The organism is Streptomyces sp. NBC_00207, from assembly GCF_045160965.1.
Taxonomy (GTDB): domain Bacteria; phylum Actinomycetota; class Actinomycetes; order Streptomycetales; family Streptomycetaceae; genus Streptomyces.
In genome coordinates this window covers 8,428,887-8,446,042 of the sequence record NZ_CP130715.1, presented here as the reverse complement: position 1 = coordinate 8,446,042, position 17,156 = coordinate 8,428,887, and the positions used below count along the sequence as shown (strand labels likewise).

The window sequence follows — 17,156 nt, the reverse complement described above, 5'->3', positions numbered from 1 at the left end:
AGCCTTGCTTTACTCGACCTCAACCAGCCCCTGCCCCCCGAGGAGGAACCCCATGCGGGTCGTCATGTTCGGTTACCAGACCTGGGGGCACCGCACCCTGCAAGCCCTCCTGGACTCCGAGCACGACGTGGTGCTGGTGGTGACGCACCCGAAGAGCGAGCACGCCTACGAGAAGATCTGGAGCGACTCCGTCGCCGACCTCGCCGAAGAGCACGGCGTCCCGGTCCTGCTCCGCAACCGCCCGGACGACGACGAACTGTTCCAGCGCCTCAAGGAGGCCGATCCGGACATCATCGTCGCCAACAACTGGCGCACCTGGCTGCCCCCTAGGGTCTTCGGGCTCCCCCGCCACGGCACGCTGAACGTGCACGACTCGCTGCTGCCGAAGTACGCCGGCTTCTCGCCCCTCATCTGGGCGCTGATCAACGGCGAGACCGAAGTGGGAGTCACCGCGCACATGATGAACGACGAACTCGACGCCGGGGACATCGTGCGGCAGGAGTCGGTACCGGTGGGGCCGACGGACACCGCCACCGACCTCTTCCACCGGACCGTCGACCTCATCGCCCCGGTCACCGTCGGAGCCCTCGACCTCATCGCCTCCGGGCGGACGGAGTTCACCCGGCAGGACCGGTCCCGGGCGAGCTTCTTCCACAAGCGGTCCCTCGAGGACAGCCGCATCGACTGGACCTGGCCCGCGGAGGACCTGGACCGCCTGGTCCGCGCCCAGTCCGAGCCGTACCCCAGCGCCTTCACCTTCCACAAGGGCAGGCGCCTCGAGGTCCTGTCCGCCTGCGTGTCCGAGGGCCGCTACGGCGGCACGCCCGGCCGGATCTTCTACCGCGAGGGCGAGGGCGTGGTGATCGTCGCGGGCGCCGACGCCCGGACCGGCCGCAACCACGGGCTGGCCATCACGCGCGTACGGACCGAGGACGGGCGGGAGTTGCCCGCGGCCGAGTACTTCACCTCGATGGGCGGATACCTGACCGGGCGCGCCTGACCCGTCGGCCCTGACGGGGCGCCCGTAACGCTTAGGTCCTGACGACGCCGCCCTGACGGGGCGCCCGGGGCCACCGTCGGCCCGACGGTGGTCCCGGGCGCCGTCCGCATGCGGCTGCCGGCGGCTGTGTACGAGCAGGCAGGTGCCGAGGACCTCGTTCAGGGTGCCGTGCGGGGTGCGGGAAGGGTGAGCCGGGTGTCCGGATCGGCGGCCGGGAGGGCGATGGGCCTGGCGCCGTCGTGGTCGCGCGTGATGTCCGCGAGCGGGCGGGTGTGTTCGGCCGCGCGGGCCATCCACTGCCAGATCCGGAACGGGGTGTCGGGTGTCGTAGGCGCGGACTCGGTGTCGCTGATCCACGTCGTGAGCGTGAACCGGTGGTCTTCGAACCGGCCGCTGGGGCAGGTGGACGGGACCACCTCGTGGAAGGCGCTGGCCGGGAAGAACACGATGGTGTCGTGCTCGGGTTCGATGGTGCGGTAGGTCTCCGCCGGCTGCGGTCCGCTCTCGTGGAACTGGGTGTCGTACAAACGAAGCTGGCCGCCTTCAAAACCACGGGGCCTGCGGTGGAGGTAGTACACGGCCGACACGGCCGTGCCGACGTCGCGGACCCGTGAGGCGTCGGTGTGGATGCCGTAGTGGCCTCCTTCCCCGTGCGCGGTGAGGACCGTCAGGGTCTGCGTGAGCGCGGCCTGGTGACCGAGGACCTCCTGGACGAGCGGCAGGCAGTCGGCGAGGTGCCGGCTGAAGACGGAGCTGGTCACGGGGAGGACGAGGGAGCTGCGGCCTTTGTGGGAGACCTGGCCCGACAGGGGGTCCAGGACCGTTCCCGCGTTGAAGTCGGGCTGCCGGGAGATCGCGTACGCCAGCAGGCCGGCGGCGCGCTCCTCGCCGAGGAAGTTCTCGAAGCGGCAGACCGGGGCCGGTATGACGGGGGTCGTGGACCACCGGTCGGAGGGAGGCAAGTCCCGGGTGCTGATTTCCGTCGGGGTGGCCGGTTCCTTCGCGTATCCACTCATGGCCCGGAACCGTAAGCGGAGCGGCCCGCACCATCGAAGGAGCACACGGGGGCGCACAGGAGTACGCCGCTCCCGCCCCGCCTCCCCGCGCTCCGGGTCCGTCCGAGTGGAGGGCGGTGCGCACAGCCGGGATGATGGGAAGGGGGGTGAGCCGATGAGGTGAGCGCGATGAGTCTGCAGACCTCCTACCCGCCGGTAACGGTGACGGCCAGACTGGACGCACCGCTTTCGCGCTGGCTGTGGCTGGTCAAGTGGATCATGGCCATTCCGCACTACATCGTGCTGGCGTTCCTGTGGATCGCCTTCCTCGTGATCTGCGTGATCGCCTTCTTCGCCATCCTCTTCACCGAGCGGTATCCGCGGGCCCTCTTCGACTTCAACCTCGGGGTCCTCCGATGGTCCTGGCGGGTCTCCTACTACTCCTACGCCGCCCTGGGCACCGACCGGTACCCGCCCTTCAGCCTCGGACCCGAACCCGACTACCCGGCCCGGCTGGACATCGCCTACCCCGAACACCTCTCCCGGGGCCTGGTCCTGGTGAAGTGGTGGCTGCTCGCCATTCCGCACTACCTCGTGATCGGCTTCTTCACCGGTGCGCACGGCGGCTGGTGGAGCGCGGGCCTGATCGGCCTGCTCGCGCTCATCGCGGTCGTCACGCTGGCCTTCACCGAGAAGTACCCGCGGGACCTGTTCGACCTGGTGATCGGGCTCAACCGGTGGGTGCTCCGCGTGACGGCGTACGCCACGCTCATGACGGACGCGTACCCGCCCTTCCGCCTCGACATGGGCGGTGAGGAGCAGCTGACCGCCGTATGAACCGCGCGCTCGGACACCGGGCAGGAGCAGGATGCCGCGGCCCGTTGGTGGTGCCGGGAGCGCCGGGCGAGCCGGACGTCACGCTCGTGAGCGCACGGCCCGCCGCAGTCGCGGGCCCGCTGCCGGTGCTGTACTACCTGCACGGCGGCGGAATGACCCTGGAGCTGGCCGTCGTCTCCGTCGAGTACCGGCCGGCACCGCACGCGCAGTACCCGGGCCCGGTGGAGGACTGCTACGCCGGACTCGTCCGGGTGGCCGAGCACGCGGCCGGACTGGGCGTCGACGCGTACCGCATCGTCATCGGGGGCAAGAGCGCCGGCGGCGGACTCGCCGCGGCACTCGCCCTGCTCACCCGCGACCGCGGGGGGGGCCGGCACCGATCGGGCAGCTGCTCCTGTGCCCGATGCTCGACGACCGCGGCGACACCGTCTCCAGCCACCAGATGCCGGCCTCGGCATCTGGGACCGGACCTCCAACGCCACCGCGTGGCAGGCACTGCTGGGCGACCGGTACGGCGCCGCGGACCTGCCGCCCTACGCGGCCCCGGCCCGCGCCACGGATCTGTCCGGGCTGCCCCCGGCCCACATCGAGGTCGGGTCGGCCGAGACCTTCCGGGACGAGGACGTGGCCTACGCGAACGCGATCTGGCAGGCCGGCGGCCAGGCCGAACTGCACGTGTGGCCCGGGGCCTTCCACGGCTTCGACGGCTTCGCACCGCAGGCGGCGCTCAGCCGCGACGCCCGCGACGCCCGTTCCGCCTGGCTCCGGCGCATCCTCGCCCGGCCCGGTGCCGGGCCCGCCGACTGCTGAGCAGGTCACGACGGCGCGCCCGGGCGCGCGGCTACTGCGCCGCCGTGGCGGCCGGGATGTCGACGCGGGCGGCCCTGCGGGCCGGCCAGAGCGAGGCGGCCAGCGCACCCGCCATCGCCACGAGCACGCCGAGGGCGAGCCGGCCCCAGGGGAGGACCAGCGCGTAGCCGGCGACGCTCTCCTGGAGGGTGCGGCCGAGCGCCCAGCCCAGGAAGACGCCCAGGACCGTGCCGAGCGTCGCGCCGAGCCCGCCGAGGACCAGGGCCTCCAGCCGGATCATCCGGCTCACGCCGGCGCGGTCCACACCGAGGGCGCGCAAGGTGCCGATCTCCTTGCGGCGTTCGAGGACGGACATCGCGAGGGTGTTGGCGATGCCCAGCGCGGCGATCGCCAGGGCCATGCTCAGCAGGGCGTAGAAGACGTTGAGCTGGTCGCCGATGGACCCGCTGTCCTGGGCCCGGATGCCCGCCTGGTCGAGGACGGCCAGGGCGGGGTTGTCGCCGAGGGCATGGGTGACGTTGCCGAGTGCGGTCCGGCCGGGTCCGCCGGCCGTGGCGACGAGGATTGCGGCGGTGTGCGGGGTGGGGTCGTAGCGGGCGACCAGGGAGTCGGGGGCGGTGATGGTGGGCAGCAGGTTGCTCTGCTCGTCCGCCCGGTAGACGGCTCCGATGGTGACGCTGCCCCGCCCGCCGTCCTGACGCTGCAGGGGCAGGGTCTGGCCGACGTGCCAGCCGGCCGCCCTGGCCTTGAATTCGGCCACGGCGATCTGGCCCTCGGCGAGGCGGTCGAGGGAGCCCTCGACCACGTCGTAGCGCAGCAGCCGGCCGATCGTGGCGGGGTCGACGCCGGTCAGCACGGAGGGGGTTCCGGCCAGCCGGTACTCGGTGGACTGGTTGAGCGGGCTGACCGCGGCGCCGGGCACCTTCCTGAGGGCCGCCGCGGTGTCGGGGGTCATCCGCATGCCGCCCTCGGCGGGCTTGACCAGGTAGTCGGCGGTGAAGTCGTGGGTGGTCGCCCGGTCGAGGTACCGGGCGGCGGAGGCCCCGAGGACGGACAGGCCCGAGGCGAGGGTGAGGGCGATGGCGAGCGCGGCGGCCGTGGCGCCCGTACGGCGCGGGTCGCGCACGGTGTTGCGGGCGGCGAGGCCGCCGTACACCGGGTGGAGGCGGGTCAGCAGCGGCCGGACCAGGGCGACGAACGGGCGGGCCAGCAGCGGGATGAGGACGATCGTCCCGGTGAGGGTGAGGGCCGCGCCGAGGCCGATGACGGTCCGGGAGTCCCGCCCCGTGGTGAGGGCCCCGTACACGGCGGCGGCGAGACCGGTGACCAGGAGTGCGGCGCCGAAACCGGTGCGCAGGGAGCCGGTGCGCGCGGGCGCCGCGGGCTCGGCCGCGCTCAGCGCGGCGACCGGCGGGATGGCCATGGCCCGGCGGATCGGCAGCCAGGCGGCGACCGCGGGCAGGGCGGTGCCGACCAGCAGGGAAGCGATCACGGTGCCCGGGGTGAGGACCAGCGGCCCGGCCGGTGCGTCGGCCGGGGCGAAGAGGGCCTGCAGGAGGGCCGCGGTCCCGGTGCCGGCTGCGAGGCCGGCCGCGGAGGCGACCGCGCCGACGAGGAGGGACTCGGTCAGCAGGATGCGGCGCACCTGCTTGCGCGAGGCCCCGACGGCCCGCATCAGGGCCAGCTCCCGGGTGCGCCGGGCGACGAGCATGGTGAAGGTGTTGGAGATGAGGAGGGTGGCGACGAACAGGGCGACCGCGGCGAAACCGAGCAGGATCTGGCTCATGGTGTCGCCGTCGCTGGTGGCGAGGTTCGCCTGGATCCGGGCGAGCTGGGCCCCGGTGGCCGCGCCGGTGCCCTGGGGCAGCACCGATTCGATCCGGCCGAGGAGTTGCTGCGCGTCGGCGCCGGGTGCGGCCGTGATGTCCACGTTCTGGTAGCGGCCGGGCTGGAGGAAGAGCCGCTGCGCGGTGGCCTCGTCGAACAGCGTCAGGCTGCCCCCGGCGGGGAGCGTGGTCCCGTCGGTGCGGAAGACCCCCCTGAGGGTGTAGGAGGCGGCGCCCTGGTTCGTGCCGACGCGTACGGTGTCGCCCACGCGGAAGCCGCCCTTCGCGGCGGTGGTCTCGTCGAGGGCGATCGTGTCGCCGCCGGCCGGGCCGGAACCCTGGGTGAAGCGGTAGGCGGGGTCCGTGCCGGCCGCTCCCGGGGCGAAGTTGCCCCCCTTGTGGGACGGGCCGTGACCGAGCAGCCGACCCTCGCGGTCGGCAACGGCCGCGAAACCGGTGACGCGGCCCGCGGCGGCGGCGACGCCGGGGACCTTGGCCAGGGTGTTCACGGTGCCGCCATCGATGCCGGCCGGCCCGCCCCGCCGGTTCGGGGAGTCCTGTGAGTCCTCGGGGAAGACGCTGATAGCGATGCGCTCGTATCCGGCGGTCGCCCGGGCGGTGGCGGCGCGGTGGACGCTGTCGCCGTAGACGAGGCTGCCGGACACGAAGGTGACTCCGAGCATGACCGCGAACACGGTCATCAGGAGACGGGCCTTGTGCGCGAGAACATTGCGCAGGGCGGTACGGAACATGGGCATGCGGATCCTGGGGAGGCGGGCTCGGCTGGTGCGAGCGGGCGGAAGGGCGGCCGGTGCGGCGCTCGGGCTGGTGCCGGGGTGCGGGCGGGGTGGAGGCGGGGCGGGGGCGGGTCAGCTGGTGCGCGAGCGGGTGTCGAATTCCTTCATCCGGTCCAGCACCCGGTCCGGGGTGGGACGGCTCATCTCGTCGACCAGGCGGCCGTCGGAGAGGAAGACCACGCGGTCGGCATAGCCGGCGGCCACGGGGTCGTGGGTGACCATGACCACGGTCTGCCCCAGCTCGCGCACCGAGTCGCGCAGGAAGCCGAGGACTTCGGCCCCGGACCGGGAGTCGAGATTGCCGGTGGGTTCGTCGCCGAAGATGATCGAGGGGCGGGACACGAGGGCGCGGGCCACCGCGACGCGCTGCTGCTGCCCGCCGGACAGCTGTCCCGGCCGGTGGTCGAGGCGCTGGGCCAGTCCGACCATGGAGACCACGCGGTCCAGCCACTGCCGGTCGGGCCGGCGGCCGGCGATGGTCAGCGGGAGCGTGATGTTCTCCAGCGCGGTCAGCGTCGGCAGCAGGTTGAAGGCCTGGAAGATGAAACCGATCCGGTCGCGGCGCAACCGGGTGAGCTGCGGGTCGTCGAGGGTGCCCAGTTCGGTGGTGCCGATGCGGACGGAGCCGGAGCTGAAGGAGTCGAGACCGGCGGCGCAGTGCATCAGGGTGGACTTGCCGCAGCCGGAGGGTCCCATGATCGCGGTGAACTCGCCCTCACCGAAGGCGATGCTGACCCGGTCCAGGGCGACGACGCGGGTGTCGCCGCTGCCGTAGACCTTCGACAGGTCGGTGGTGGCGGCCGCGGCCCCGGTCGGCGCGTGCAGCGGGTGCGGGGCAAAGGGGTCGGCGGTCACGTAGGACTCCTCATCGGGTGCGGAAAGGTGCACTCCGAAGGGTGTCCGGGGAACGTATCGGGGCCCGGGCCGCCGCGTATCGGCGTCCGCTCCCCTTCGTATCGGTTGTGTAGGGGCGGGCGGTCAGGCCGGCAGACGGAGGGTGGCGACCGCGCCGCCGTCGGGGGCGTTCTCGAAACGCAGCTCGGCTCCGAGGAGCCGGGCCTGGCCGAGGGCGATGGTCAGGCCCAGGCCGTGGCCCGAGCCGCGCCCTGTGCCGCCCGTGTGGAAGCGGCGCGGGCCGTCGAGGAGCAGGTCCCGGGGGAAGCCCGAGCCGTGGTCGCGGACGACGACCGTCCGGCCCTCGACGGTGACGCGCACCGGGGTGTCCCCGTGCCGGTGGGCGTTGACGACGAGGTTGCCGACGATCCGTTCGAGGCGGCGCGGATCGGTCTCCACGCTCTCCCCCGCCTCTCCGGTCCGGGCGGCGTCGGCGCCCTGCAGATCGGCGACTCCTACGGTGACCTCGGTGTCGAGGCCGGTACGCGCCACCGCCTCGGAGACGACCGCGCCGAGCGGGACTCGGTCGCGGACCGGCCGTTCGGCGCCGGCGTCGAGCCGGGAGATCTCGAGGAGGTCCTCGACCAGGCCGCGCAGGTCGCGCACCCGGGCCCGGAGCAGATCCTCCGTCTCCCCGCGGGGCAGCAGGTCGGCCGCGGCCAGCAGACCGCCGACGGGGGTGCGCAGCTCGTGGGCCACGTCCGCGGTGAACTGCCGCTCGGTACGCAGCCGTCGGCTGAGGCTGTCGGCCATGAGGTCGACGGTGGCGGCGATGTCGGCCACCTCGTCGCCGCCCCCGGTGGGCCCGGTCCGGGCGTCCAGGTCGCCGGCGGAGATCCGGCCCGCGGTCTCGGAGACCCGCCGCAGCCTACGGGCGAGCAGCCCGGCCCCGTAGACCGCGAGGGGCACGGCCGCCACGAGCGCGAGCAGTGAGGCCAGCGCCATGCTGACGTCGAGCCGCTGCAGCTCGTGGAGCTCCGAGCTCATGTTGACCCGGACGGCGAGCACCGGGCTGTCCGGGCCGCCGGTGCGCTGGGCGGCCCAGACGCTGGGCCCCACGTTGCCTTCGACGTGCCCGTCGTGGGCGACGTGCCGGACGCCGTCGGCCGGGCGGCGCAGTGCGACGGGCAGCTCGGCCGGATCGAGCTCGGCACCGTCGATCAGCGTTCCGGTGCGCCGGTAGGTGGCCATGGCGGAGTACACGGTGTTGAAGGCCTGGGCTTCGGCCCGGCTGCGGATGTCCTGCGCGGTCCACACGTGCACGAGGACGGCCACCGCCGCCACCACCAGGAACGCCGTGGCCGCCGCCAGTGCGGCGATCTTCCAGCGCAGGGACACGCGGGCCGGCCGGAGCCGGTGGAACGGACGCACGGGCCTCAGCGCCTGAGCTTGTAGCCGAAGCCGCGGACCGTCTCGATCCTGTCGCGGCCGAGCTTCCTGCGCAGCCGCTGCACGCACAGGTCCACGACGCGGCTGTCGCCGTCCCAGCCGTAGTCCCACACGTCCCGCAGCAGGGTGTGGCGCTCCAGCACGATGCCCGGGTGGGCGGCGAACGCCAGCAGCAGCTTCAGTTCCGTCGGGGTCAGCGCCACGGGGCTTCCGGCGACGAAGACCTCCAGGCCGCCGGTGTCGATGGTCAGGTCCCCGAAGACCAGCGTCTCCCCCGCGGACGGTGGCGGCCCGGCGTCGCCGGTCGCCCGGCCGGGCTCCGGGGCAGGTGCGGGTGCGGGTGCGGGTGCGGGCGCGTAGGTCGCCCGCCGCAGCAGCGAACGGATGCGTGCCACGAGCACGTAGGTGTCCACGGGTTTGACCACGTAGTCGTCCGCGCCGGCCTCCAGACCGGCGACGACGTCGAGTCCGTCGCCGCGGGCGGACATCATGAGGACCGGCACCAGGCTGGTCTCCCGGACCCTGCGGCACAGGCCGATCCCGTCCAGGCCGGGCAGCATCACGTCCAGGATCAGCAGGTCGAAGCTCTCCTCGCGGAAGAGCTCCAGACCCGCCAGCCCATCGGCCGCGGTCTTCATCCGGTAGCCGTAGCGCTCGAGGGCGACGGTGAAGGAGCGGCGCATCAGGTCGTCGTCCTCCACCAGCAGCACGCGAACGGGCGGCGGAGAGGCCGGGGCCAGTGCCGGGGGCGGGGCGGACGAGGACACGGGCGGACGGCTCCTGTTCGGACGGTCGTGAGAAACGGGCAGGTCCCGTCCGCGCCCATGCGCGGACGGGACCTGAAGGGAACGATATGGCAGACATCGGGCGTGGCCGTTCGCCACCGGCCCGGCGCGCTCGTTCGATGGACGACCAAGCGCTCCCTGATACCCGCCCGATACAAAACGCCCGGGGCGGTGCCCCGCACCGGGATCGCCGGCCGGCTCAGCCGGCGGCGTCGAGCAGCAGTTTCGCGGCGACCGTCGCCCCGTCGGTACGGATCGCGGCGGCCGCGGCGGTCGCCCGAACGCCGGTCTCGGGCGCCAGGGCCGCCTCGAGCGCGAGCGACAGGGACTCGGTGGTCGGGGCCGGGCCGTCGTGGGCGGTCCCGATGCCCAGGTCGGCGACCCGGCCGGCCCAGTACGGTGCGTCTCCTCCCTGGGGCACGACCACCTGGGGCGTGCCGGACCCGGTGGCGGTCGTCGTGGTGCCCGCGCTGCCGTGGTGCACGACGGCAGCCGCCCGCCGGAACAGCGCCTGCTGGTTGACCTCGCCGACGACGAAGCAGTCGTCCTGCTCGTCGACCAGGTCCAGGCCGGCCCAGCCGCGGGAGAGGAGCACGCGGCGGCCCTGCGCGCGGACCGCGTCGACGGCCGTCCGCGCGAAGTCCTCCGGGGCGCCGAGGGGCGTGCTGCCCAGGCCGACGTACACCGGTGGTGCGCCGGCGTCCAGGAACGCCTCCAGGCCGGCGGGGAGCGGGCGTTCGTCGGGCCGGGTCCAGGCGCCGGTCTGCACCACGTCGAGGTCCGTCGTCCGCCAGGGGTCCAGGACCGGGTCCGTGGCCAGCCACGGCTGGTCGGTGAAGGCGTAGTCGCGGACGTTCTCCACCGGCGGCAGGCCGTACGCGGCCCGCCGGCCGTTCAGCTCCTCGCCGAACATCTCGTTCGCGATCCGCGCGTCCAGCTCCCACAGCGCCCGGTTGTCGCTCACCCCCGGCGGCAACGGCCGGCCCCGCCGCGCGGGGGGCCGCCGGTAGGGGGACGGCAGGGCGACCGGCTGGTGGCTCGCGTGCACGTAGCGGATGCCCAGCTTCTCGGCCACCGACCGCGCACCGGTCACGGCCGGCAACGGCCCCGTCGCCACCAGCGCGTCACAGCCCACGGCCGCCGCGGCGACCGTCTCGAACTGCGCGCCCATCAGGTCGGCCACGCGCTGCGCGAGCCCCACCGCCGAGCCCGGCGTCACCGAGTGCACCATCGGACGCACCGGCTGTCCGGCCGCCACCATCTCGACACCTACCCCGGCCAGCCGCTCCGCGAACTCCGCATCCGGCGGCGCGCACACCCGCACCTGCGCACCGAGCTCTCGCAGGGCGACCGCGAGGCCCGCCATCGGCTCGACACTTCCGCGCGACCCGTACGTCGACAGCAACACACGCAACGTGAACAACCCCAACTTCCGCAGATTCCAGGTTCGATCGGCGATTCTGCGGCACGAGCGGGGTCTTGCCGCAAGGCCCCATGTGCGCTATACGTTGAGCGTGGCAAGGAGCGCATGACCTCCTTGCCTTTCCTTTTGTCGTCCCCTGCCGCACCGCGCGCGGGAACGCAAAGATGACTGGACCCGCCCGGACACGGTACGAAGTCCTCCGTGAACGAAAAGATCCAGGCCGAGACCGTCCGCGTGTTCATAGCGCTCGCCCCGCCCGACGACGCGAAGGAGGAGCTGGCCGAGCAGCTGCGGCCGGCCTACGACGCGTACCCGGACATGCGCTGGAACCGCATCGAGGACTGGCACATCACCCTGGCCTTCCTCGGCGAGCTCCCCGTCACCTCCGTTCCGCTCCTCGAGGAGCCGCTCGCGGACCTCGCCGCGGCCCGGCGGCCCCTGAAGCTGGCACTGCGCGGCGGCGGGCACTTCGACGAACGGGTGCTGTGGACCGGGATCGACGGAGAGCTCGAAGCACTGCACCTCCTCGCCACCGACGTACGCGGTACGGTCCGCGCGTGCGGCATCGACTTCCAGGAGCGGCCGCTGCGCCCCCATCTGACGCTGGCCCGCTCCCGCCGCAACGACCGCACCAGCGCGGTGGAGGCGGCGGCCGGGCTCGCCGCGTTCACCGGCCGCCCGTGGCAGACGCGGCGGCTCCACCTCGTCGGCAGCAACACGGGCCGCGGCCCCGGCCCCATCCACTACCGCGACATCCGGGCCTGGAGCTTCGACGGACTGGACTGAAACGGGTGGCCGGAGGGAACCGGATTGATCATCTTTGGCGTCTATGTCGCCACGTGATCGTCAAAGGGAAGAGGAGAGCCGACGTGGAACAGACCCGTCGAGCAGTACTGACTCTGGGAGCGGGGGCGGCGCTGGCCGCGGCCCTGCCGGCGGGCACGGCGCGTGCGGCGTCACGCGACGGGCACAGCGTGGACGGCAGGGACGGCAGGGACGGCAGGGACGGCGAGGTCGTCCGGCAGCTGCGCGGGCTGGAGCGCGAGTACGGCGCGCGGCTGGGGGCGTACGCGCGGGACACGGCCACCGGCAGGACGGCCCTGTACCGCGCCGACGAGCTGTTCCCCATGTGCTCGCTGTTCAAGACGCCGGCCGTGGCTGCCGTGATGCGGGACCTGGACCGCGACGGCGAGTTCCTCGCCCGCCGCATCCACTACACGCAGGACGACGTCACGGCCGCGGGCGGCGGCTCGGTGACGGAGCGGCCCGAGAACATCGCCGGCGGGCTGACGGTGGCCGAGCTGTGCTCCGCGGCCATCGCCCAGAGCGACAACGCCGCCGCCAACCTGCTGCTTCGCGAGCTGGGCGGCCCCACCGCGGTCACCGCCTTCTGCCGTTCCGTCGGGGACCGTACGACGCGGCTCGACCGGTGGGAGCCGGAGCTGAACTCGGCCGAGCCCTCGCGGGTGACCGACACGACCAGCCCGCGGGCCATCGGGCGGACGTACGGGCGGCTCGTGCTCGGCGACGCGCTGGTCCCGCGGCACCGGGAGCACCTGACGAGCTGGCTGCTGGCCAACACGACGAGCAACGACCGCTTCCGGGCCGGCCTGCCCGCCGACTGGGTGATCGGGGACAAGACGGGCACCGGATCGTACGGGACCAACAACAACGTGGGCATCGCCTGGCCTCCCGGGCGGCCGCCGGTGGTGCTGGCCGTGCTGACGACCAAGCCGGAGCCCGCCGCACCGCGTACGGACGCGCTGGTCGCGAGGGCCGCCAAGGCGCTGGCGGCGGCGCTCGCCTGACGGCCCGCCGAACCCGGCACTCCGGCGGCGGTCCCGGCAGGGCACGGCAGGGCACGGCAGGGCACGGCAGGGCACGGCAAAACGCGGCACCGCACTAGGCTCGCGGCCGTGGACCTCTTCTCACACACCTGGGCAGCGTTGCGCACGGCGGTCGCCGAACTCCGTGACGAGGACTTCGCGCGGCCGTCCGGCTGCGCCGGGTGGCTCGTGCGGGACCTCGTCTGCCATCTGGTCATCGATGCCCAGGACGTGCTGATCACCCTCGTCACCCCCGCCGATTCGGAGCCGACCCGCGACGCGGTGACCTACTGGAACCTCGTCGGGGCCCCGACCGGCGAGGACCCGCTCGACGCGCTGACCGTCCGCCTCGCCGCCGCCTACGAGGAGCCGTGGCTGCTCAGGTTCCACCTGGACGACGTCGGTTCCGCCGCCGGCCGCGCCGCGGCACTCGCGGATCCCGCGGTCCGGGTCGGCACCCGCGGCGAGGTGCTCACCACGGGCGACTACCTCGCCGCGTACGTCCTGGAATGGACCCTGCACCACCTCGACCTGATCGCGCACCTCCCGGACGCGGCGGAACCGCCCGCCGAGGGCCTCGCCCGGTCACGCGAGCTGCTGGAGAAGATCGCCGGCGCGGCCTTCCCCCCGTCGTTCTCCGACGAGGACGCGCTGCTGATCGGCACCGGACGGCGGGCCCCGACCGGCGCGGAGCAGGCCGAACTGGGCAGGTCGGCCACGCCCCTCTCCCTCCCCCTCGTCCTCGGCTGACCCGGATCCGCCGCACGCCGGTCCGCGCCCGCACCGATATTCGATAGGAGTCACGGGCGGGTGTCTGTGACAATCCGTCCCGATGATCACCACCGTCGAACAGCTGCTCTCCGCACTCGACTCCCTCCCGCACAAGGCCCGCCTGCGGCACACCGCCCTCACCGCGCACGCGCTGGCCGCCCGCGGCGAGCTCCGGCCGCTGCTCACCGCACTCGACCGGCTCGGCCCGTACGAACGGCGGCTCGGCGCGCTCGCCGCCCTGGCCGGGGCGGACACCGACCACCTGGCCGGGCGCCTGGCCGATCCCGACCCGGTCGTCCGCCGCTACGTCCTGCGCGGCGTCCGCGCTTCGGCCGTCCCCGACGGGGTCGTCGAAGCCGCGTACGACGACGCCCCCGCCGTGGTCCGCGCCGACCTCGCCCGGCTGCTGCGCGACGGCAGCCGGCCCGCCCTCGCCGAGCGCCTGCTGCTGCGGCTGCGGACCGAGCGCGGCGACCGGGACGCGGCCCTGCTGCTGCCGGGCTGCTCCCCGGAGTTCACCGCCCGGATGCTGCCGGAGCTCGCCGGCGCGGTCGCCTTCGAGGGCTGGAGCCTGCTGGCCCGCCGCCATCCGGCAGCCGTGCTCGACCAGGCCGAACGCGAGCTCGCCTCGCTCTCCCCCCGCCTGCGGGGCAGCTGGTGGCCACATCGTGCCAACGGGATCGCGGCGGCCCTGCCCGCCGCACCCGCGCGGGTGCTGGACCTCCTCGAACGCCATGGCCCCGGCGACCTGCCCGACCCGCTGCACGACCGGCTCGCCGATCTCGTCGACGCGGATGCCGAGCGGACCGCCCGCTGGCTCGCCGACCCCGGCCGGGGGAGCAGCCGTTGGGAGCGCACCCCCAATCCGGCCGTGCTCCGCCGGCTGGTCGCAGCCGCTCCGCCGTCCCTGCACCGGCTCGCCGCCCGCTGGTCCCACCGGGGCGCCTACGTCACCATGCTGCGTGCGGTGCCGCCCGCGGACCGGACGGCCTTCCACGAGGCGGTCGCCGCCACACGGCCGGGCCACGCCCCCGGCGGCATCCCCGACGGTGTACTGGCCCTGCTGCCGCAGGCCGAACGGCACGCCGTGGCACGGGAGGAGGTCGCGCGGGGCCGCGCCGAGCGATGGTCCGCGTTCGAGGTGTGGCCCGCGCTCGCCATGCTCCCGCCCGCCGAGGCCCGGCCGGAACTCCTCGATGCCACCGGCTCCGGAGACGCCGACGACCGGGCGTTCGCCTGGCGGCAGGTGATGTCCAACGCCGGCTACGCGGCGGATCCGGCGGAGGTGGCCGCCGTACTGGACCTGGCCGCGCGCCGGCTGCGCAATGAGCGCGACCCCGTACGCCGGGCTGCCTTGGAGGCCTTCGGCGCCCTGCGCGCGCCGCTGCTCGCGGCGGCCCTCACGGGGACCACGGGCCGGGTCGGCCGCGACGACCTGCAGCGGCTCTGCCTGGACGCCCTGCGCGCCCGCGACTGCTCGCCGGCCACCCGGACCGCCGTCCACTCTCTCGCCCTCGGCCTCCTCGACTCCTCGGCCGACGCGGAACTCCGCGCACTCGCCGTGCACTTGATGAGGGAGCTCACCGCCCACACCGGCTCGCTCGCACCCGCCGTCCGGCTGGACCGGGCGCTGCGCCACGGCCGCGAACGCCTCGTACTCGACGCCGTACGGCCCTGGCTGGACAGCGCTGCCGGGCGGGGCGACCACGCGCCGTTGCTCGCCCTGGTCGAGGCGTTCGGCAACCGGGCGCGCCGGATCCCCGAGCTGCAGGACCGCCTCGCCGTCGGCCTGCTCGACTGCCCCGACGGGGCCTTCGCCGAGCTGGCCGCGGCCTGGCTGGCCGACCCGGCGACGCGGGCCGGGAGGGTCGCCGCACTCCTGGAGCGGGAGCCCTCGGCGGCAGCGCTCGCCCCTGTACTCGACGTGCTCGCCGCCGACCGCACCGACCTGTTGGACCGCGCGCTGGCCGACCCGCCGCCCACCGGCCGCTTCCCGGCGCCCGGCGCGGTCCGCGCGCTGCCCCGCTTCCGCCGTGCGGACCGGTGGCTGCCCCGCCAGCAGCGTGCCGCCGTACGCCTGGCGGAGACGGCCCTCGCCGACCCGGGCCGGTCCCTGGACGACCGGGCCGCCCTGCTCCGCGAGGCGGCCGGGGTCCCGGGGTACGGGTACGAGCTCGTCCGGCGGTGCGGCGGCGCCGCCGAAGCGGGAGCCGACCCCGCCGCGCTGGCGGCCGCCGCCGTCGGGGAGGCACCGGACGCCGCCCTGCGCCTGCTGGTCGACAGCGCCGGCGCCGACGACGCGGCCGCTGTCTGGGCGGTCGCCGACCGGGTGGCGCTCCGGGTCCGCCCGGACGCCCTCGCCTCCGCGCTGCGCGAACTGCTCACCCGCGAAGGCGGGGTGAAGGTCACCGTCCGCAAGTCGGCGGCACGGCTCGCCGCCCGCCACCTCCCGCCGGAGGACGCCGCGGAGCTCCTCGCCGGGGCTGCGCTCGACGCCTGCGCCCATCCGGACCTGCGGACTGCCGCCGTCGCCCTGGCTCCTGCCCTGCTCCCCGCCGAAGCGGCGTGGTCGCTGCTGGAGTCGGCCGTCGCCGACGGCCCGGAAGCCGCCCGCTGCGCCGTGCTGCGCGGACCGGCCGAGGTGGCTCCCGCGCACCGGTCCCGTTACGGCCGGCTCGTGACCGGACTGCTCGCCACCGCCGACGAGTTGACGTCCCAGAGCGTGTTCTGGTCCCTGGCGGAATGGGCCGCGTACGCACCCGAGGTCACCGGGACGCTCACGGGGACATGGTCACCGACCTGACCTCCTCCCTCACGTGGGAGGCGGCCGGCAAGACCCTGCTGGGCATCGCCGGATCGGAGCTGCCCCATCCGGCGGGCGGGGCGGCACCCGGGAGTGCGCTCCACGAGGCGGTCACCCGACTGCTGTCGGCCATGGCCTCGGAGGACGGCGCGTCGCAGGTCGGCCGGTCCCAGGAAGGCGGCTCCCAGAACGGCGCGTCGCAGGGCGGCGACGCCGACGGTCCCGAGCGGCCCGCCCGCCATCGGCTGTGCCACCTGCTCGACTCGACCATGGTCACGGTGCCCGGCCGGTTGTGCGCCCCGCTCGCGCGGCAGGTGGCCGCCGAACCGCGGCTGACCGGCCTGCGCGTCTCCCTGCTCGTCCGGGCCGTGGACCCGGCCATGCCCGAGGCCGAACTGATCGCGGCCTGCCGCGAGTTGAGTGCCGCCGTCGCGGACCGCCCCGCGCTGGCCGGCCGCAGCGCCGCACAGCTGCACCAGCGCCACTACTACTCCTCCCGCTCGATGCAGCAGATGGAAGGGGCGCTGGGGGCCGTACGCACCCTGTCCGCCGGCACCCTGCCCGACGGGTTGTTCGCCGCGGCCCTCGCCGCCGCCCTCGGCCCCGGCCTGAACTGGCCGGGACCCTGGAGGGCAGCCGTCCGCACCCTGCGCCGCCACCAGGACGCGGAGGTCCGCGAAGCGGCCGACGCCATCGACCTCACCACCCGCTGAACACCGAGAAATCATCCGCATAAAGAATCGGTGCGATAAGCCGAGCAGAAGTTATATCGACTCCGTAATTCATCACACCGAATACGCAACCCTGTCGAACCCTTGACGCCATATAGTGCGGACGCGCTAACTTTCAGCATGCCGGGCGAGGGTATTCGACCCGCTCCGAGCCGAGCTTTGCCGCTGTGTTTTCCATTTCTTATCACACAGTTTCCCATCAGGGTGATCGGTTCCGTTTCGGAGGAGGCAAAGTGGCCGTCGGGCGTGCATTTCATTGGCTTTTCGGA

At 74.1% G+C, this 17,156-nt stretch carries 13 protein-coding genes and 1 pseudogene; 8 read left to right on the top strand and 6 right to left on the bottom strand.

Annotated elements, in window-relative coordinates:
• Positions 1-52 precede the first annotated feature (52 nt).
• The gene (locus OG472_RS39065) at positions 53-1,000 is read left to right on the top strand and encodes a methionyl-tRNA formyltransferase (protein WP_405942774.1); all 948 of its coding nucleotides are present in this window, start codon (positions 53-55) and stop codon (positions 998-1,000) included.
• A 158-nt stretch (positions 1,001-1,158) separates the two neighbouring features.
• On the opposite strand, the gene OG472_RS39060 is transcribed toward OG472_RS39065, so the two are convergent.
• Positions 1,159-2,016, bottom strand: coding sequence for a 2OG-Fe(II) oxygenase (locus tag OG472_RS39060; protein ID WP_401610490.1), 858 nt, complete (start codon positions 2,014-2,016; stop codon positions 1,159-1,161).
• 168 nt (positions 2,017-2,184) lie between these two features.
• On the opposite strand from OG472_RS39060, the gene OG472_RS39055 reads away from it, so the two are divergent.
• A complete protein-coding gene (locus OG472_RS39055; RefSeq protein WP_405833862.1) occupies positions 2,185-2,832 on the top strand; it encodes a DUF4389 domain-containing protein in 648 nt (215 codons plus the stop codon).
• A pseudogene (locus tag OG472_RS39050) lies at positions 2,829-3,642 on the top strand (alpha/beta hydrolase). Before OG472_RS39055 ends, OG472_RS39050 begins: the two are co-directional and overlap by 4 nt.
• A gap of 31 nt (positions 3,643-3,673) precedes the next feature.
• Here the strand turns inward: OG472_RS39050 and OG472_RS39045 are convergent.
• The 5 genes from OG472_RS39045 to OG472_RS39025 form a co-directional block, all read right to left on the bottom strand.
• Positions 3,674-6,226, bottom strand: a complete 2,553-nt coding sequence (locus OG472_RS39045; protein ID WP_405942773.1) for an FtsX-like permease family protein — start codon at positions 6,224-6,226, stop codon at positions 3,674-3,676.
• Positions 6,227-6,337: 111 nt separating this feature from the next.
• The gene (locus tag OG472_RS39040; RefSeq protein WP_405833858.1) at positions 6,338-7,120 is read right to left on the bottom strand and encodes an ABC transporter ATP-binding protein; all 783 of its coding nucleotides are present in this window, start codon (positions 7,118-7,120) and stop codon (positions 6,338-6,340) included.
• A gap of 123 nt (positions 7,121-7,243) precedes the next feature.
• Complete coding sequence (locus OG472_RS39035) at positions 7,244-8,530, bottom strand: ATP-binding protein (RefSeq protein WP_405942772.1); 1,287 nt, start codon at positions 8,528-8,530, stop codon at positions 7,244-7,246.
• A 5-nt stretch (positions 8,531-8,535) separates the two neighbouring features.
• A complete protein-coding gene (locus tag OG472_RS39030; protein WP_405943241.1) occupies positions 8,536-9,231 on the bottom strand; it encodes a response regulator transcription factor in 696 nt (231 codons plus the stop codon).
• 301 nt (positions 9,232-9,532) lie between these two features.
• Positions 9,533-10,699, bottom strand: coding sequence for a glycosyltransferase (locus OG472_RS39025; RefSeq protein ID WP_405942771.1), 1,167 nt, complete (start codon positions 10,697-10,699; stop codon positions 9,533-9,535).
• A gap of 258 nt (positions 10,700-10,957) precedes the next feature.
• On the opposite strand from OG472_RS39025, the gene thpR reads away from it, so the two are divergent.
• From thpR to OG472_RS39000, 5 genes are all read left to right on the top strand, one after another.
• Positions 10,958-11,542 carry an RNA 2',3'-cyclic phosphodiesterase gene (gene thpR, locus OG472_RS39020; protein WP_401610483.1) on the top strand — a complete coding sequence of 195 codons (585 nt, stop codon included), beginning with the start codon at positions 10,958-10,960 and terminating at the stop codon, positions 11,540-11,542.
• An 83-nt stretch (positions 11,543-11,625) separates the two neighbouring features.
• Positions 11,626-12,564 carry a class A beta-lactamase gene (gene bla, locus OG472_RS39015; RefSeq protein ID WP_405942770.1) on the top strand — a complete coding sequence of 313 codons (939 nt, stop codon included), beginning with the start codon at positions 11,626-11,628 and terminating at the stop codon, positions 12,562-12,564.
• 108 nt (positions 12,565-12,672) lie between these two features.
• Positions 12,673-13,332 (top strand): maleylpyruvate isomerase N-terminal domain-containing protein, encoded by a 660-nt coding sequence (locus OG472_RS39010; protein ID WP_405833852.1) that lies wholly within the window; start codon positions 12,673-12,675, stop codon positions 13,330-13,332.
• Positions 13,333-13,414: 82 nt separating this feature from the next.
• Entirely contained in the window at positions 13,415-16,156 is a 2,742-nt protein-coding gene (locus OG472_RS39005; RefSeq protein WP_405942769.1) for a hypothetical protein, read from the top strand.
• Positions 16,141-16,869: a hypothetical protein gene (locus OG472_RS39000; protein WP_405942768.1), complete on the top strand. Its 729-nt coding sequence runs from the start codon at positions 16,141-16,143 to the stop codon at positions 16,867-16,869. The genes OG472_RS39005 and OG472_RS39000 overlap by 16 nt, the downstream gene beginning before the upstream one ends.
• Positions 16,870-17,156: the final 287 nt, after the last annotated feature.